At 60.7% G+C, this 3,254-nt stretch carries 3 protein-coding genes; all 3 read left to right on the forward strand.

Annotation, left to right across the window (positions count from 1 at the left end):
* The coding region (locus EN969_RS23360; RefSeq protein ID WP_206525212.1) for a proline racemase family protein at window positions 1-460 on the forward strand (460 nt) is incomplete at its 5' end.
* A 334-nt stretch (window positions 461-794) separates the two neighbouring features.
* Window positions 795-1,697: a branched-chain amino acid ABC transporter permease gene (locus EN969_RS23365; RefSeq protein WP_013529092.1), complete on the forward strand. Its 903-nt coding sequence runs from the start codon at window positions 795-797 to the stop codon at window positions 1,695-1,697.
* A gap of 4 nt (window positions 1,698-1,701) precedes the next feature.
* On the forward strand, window positions 1,702-3,254 hold a 1,553-nt coding region (gene livM, locus EN969_RS23370), incomplete at its 3' end, for a high-affinity branched-chain amino acid ABC transporter permease LivM (RefSeq protein ID WP_127419433.1).

Here is a 3,254-nt window from a genome sequence, read left to right on the forward strand (position 1 = left end):
CTATCGCGACATGGCCGATCATTCGGCGGGCGACTTCATCGCCTGGAGCCCGGTGGTGCGGCAGCGGCTCAACGAGAAATATTCCTTCGTGCATCCGGAAAATCCTGGCATCAACCGGCTGTCGCACATGCTGTGGACCGGTGCGCCGACGGTGGATGGGGCGGATGCCCGCAATGCCGTGTTCTACGGCGACAAGGCGATCGACCGCTCGCCCTGCGGCACCGGCACCTCGGCGCGCATGGCGCAGCTTCATGCCAAGGGCAAACTCAAGGCCGGAGACAGCTTCGTGCATGAATCGATCATCGGTTCGCTGTTCAAGGGCAAGGTCGAAAAGGATGTCAGCGTGGCCGGCAAGCCGGCCATCATTCCCTCGATCGGCGGCTGGGCGCGCATGACCGGACTGAACACCATCTTCATCGACGACCGCGACCCGTTCGCGCACGGGTTTGTTGTCAAGTGATGGGAATCCTGACCTTGCGGAAAGCAACGACCTGAAAAATGGATCGTGCCAAAAACGCAAGGATTCCTTTCATCACCTAATTTTGACGGCGATTTCTTCGAAACGGGGCGCATGATGCGGTCGAATCGTCAAAGACATTGCGTTATGCCAATGGTAGGGTCCGCGATAGTCCAGGGGTCGGATGATGGAAAACGGGCAATCGGGCGGCGTGCTTCGAAAACACGCATGACGATTGAAAAATGACGTTGCAATCCGGGCTCGAAACTTTACGACTAGGGGAAATACGAAAAGGAATGCGTCTGCATGGGCGACATTCCAGGGGAGCCATGTACACATGCAGTACTTTGTCCAGCAGCTTATCAACGGGCTGACGCTGGGATCGATCTATGGGCTGATCGCGATCGGCTACACGATGGTCTACGGCATCATCGGTATGATCAATTTCGCCCATGGCGACATCTTCATGGTGGGTGCCTTCACGGCACTGATCGTCTTCCTCGCCCTTGGCGCGCTGTTCTATTCCGTGCCGGTTGTGCTGGCGCTGCTGATCATGATGATCGTGGCGATGCTGCTCACCAGCCTCTACAACTGGACGATCGAAAAGGTGGCCTACCGGCCGCTGCGCGGTTCGTTCCGACTGGCCCCGCTGATCACTGCCATCGGCATGTCGATCGCGCTGTCGAACTTCGTCCAGGTGACGCAGGGTCCCCGCAACAAGCCGATCCCGCCGATGGTCAGCCAGGTTTACAACATCAACGGCATCAGCGTGTCGCTGAAGCAGATCATCATCGTCGTCGTCACGGCGCTGCTGCTGGCGCTGTTCTGGTATCTGGTCAACAAGACCTCGCTTGGACGAGCGCAACGGGCCTGTGAGCAGGACCGCAAGATGGCGGCGCTGCTCGGCATCGATGTCGACCGTACCATCTCGATCACCTTCATCATGGGTGCGGCCCTTGCCGCGGTCGCCGGCACTTTGTTCCTGATGTATTACGGCGTCATTGCCTTCTCGGATGGTTTCACGCCGGGCGTGAAAGCCTTCACGGCGGCGGTGCTGGGCGGCATCGGTTCGCTGCCGGGCGCGGTGGTCGGCGGGTTGATGATCGGCTTCATCGAGAGCATGTGGTCGGCCTATTTCTCGATCGACTACAAGGATGTCGCGGCGTTCTCGATCCTGGCCATCGTGCTGATCTTCCTGCCTTCCGGCATATTGGGCCGGCCAGAAGTCGAAAAGGTCTGAGACTATGGCCGTCACCGTATCTCCGGAGCGCGACACCGTCGCCACCCCCATGCAGCGCGCATTGCGTGAGGCGCTCTATGCCGCTGCCATATCGTTTGGCCTGTTCGTGCTGTTCATCGGCCTGAAGACCGGCCAGAACATTTCCAATGAACTGGTCCTGACGACACGCTGGGGCCTGCTTGCCGCCGTGGTTATCGCCACGGCTGTCGGGCGCTTCCTCTATGTCGCCTATGGACAGCCCTTCCTGGCCAACCAGAAGATCACCGACGTCGCCACCGGCCTGCTGCCGGCCAGCGTGGCGTCACGCTTCTTCCAGTTGCCGGCCTTCATCGTGGCCTTGGTCGCGGCGGTGGTGTTGTTTGCGGTCAACAGCTCTCTCGTCGGATGGGTGGGAGCGGAGCCGGCGGGCTATCTGCAGTTCCTGCGCGCCTTGTCGGTCATCTATGTGCTGGCCTGCGTGATCTATTATTTCCGCGGCTTCATTCATGCCAACTTCACCAAACTCGGCATTGCCGCGCTGATCCTCTATCCGATCCTGGTGGTGGCGATCCTGTCGCTGATGTCCTGGTCGTTCGTCGGCGGACTGCAAGGCTCGCTGAAATGGGTCGACAATTTCGGCATCCAGATCCTGATCTATGTGATGCTGGCCTGGGGCCTGAACATCGTCGTTGGCCTCGCCGGCCTGCTCGACCTCGGTTATGTCGCCTTCTACGCGGTCGGCGCCTATGCCTATGCGCTGCTCGGCACGCAGTACGGCCTGTCGTTCTGGATCCTTTTGCCGGCCGCCGGCGCCATGGCCGCCTTCTGGGGCGTGCTGCTCGGTTTCCCGGTGCTGCGCCTGCGCGGCGATTACCTGGCGATCGTCACCTTGGCTTTCGGTGAGATCATCCGCCTGGTGCTGATCAACTGGCGGGAAGTCACCAACGGTTCAGCCGGTATTTCCGGCATCCCGAAGGTCACCTTCTTCGGCCTGATGACCTTCAACGTGTCGGACCCCAATTACGTCGCCAAGGTGCTGCATCTGGCGACATCGAGCGCCTACTACAAGATCTTCCTCTATTACCTGATCCTGGCGCTGGCGCTGCTGACAGCCTTCGTCACCATCCGGCTGCGGCGCATGCCGGTCGGCCGTGCCTGGGAAGCGTTGCGCGAGGACGAGATCGCCTGCCGCTCGCTCGGCATCAACACCACCACCACGAAGCTTACGGCCTTTGCCACGGGTGCGATGTTCGGCGGCTTCGCCGGCGCATTCTTCGCCGCACGGCAGGGCTTCGTCAGCCCGGAATCCTTCGTCTTCCTGGAATCGGCCATCATCCTGGCCATCGTGGTTCTCGGTGGCATGGGCTCGCTGGTCGGCATAGCGGTCGCCGCAATGGTGATGATCGGCGGCACCGAGGCGTTGCGCGAACTCGACTTCCTCAAGCAGGTCTTCGGACCGGACTTCACACCGGAACTCTACCGCATGCTGCTGTTCGGCATGGCCATGGTCATCGTCATGCTGTGGAAGCCGCGCGGCTTCCACAGCATGACGATGACCATGGCCAGGCCGAACGGCAG

Source organism: Mesorhizobium sp. M7A.F.Ca.CA.003.01.2.1, assembly GCF_003998945.1.
Classification (GTDB): Bacteria; Pseudomonadota; Alphaproteobacteria; order Rhizobiales; family Rhizobiaceae; genus Mesorhizobium; species Mesorhizobium ciceri.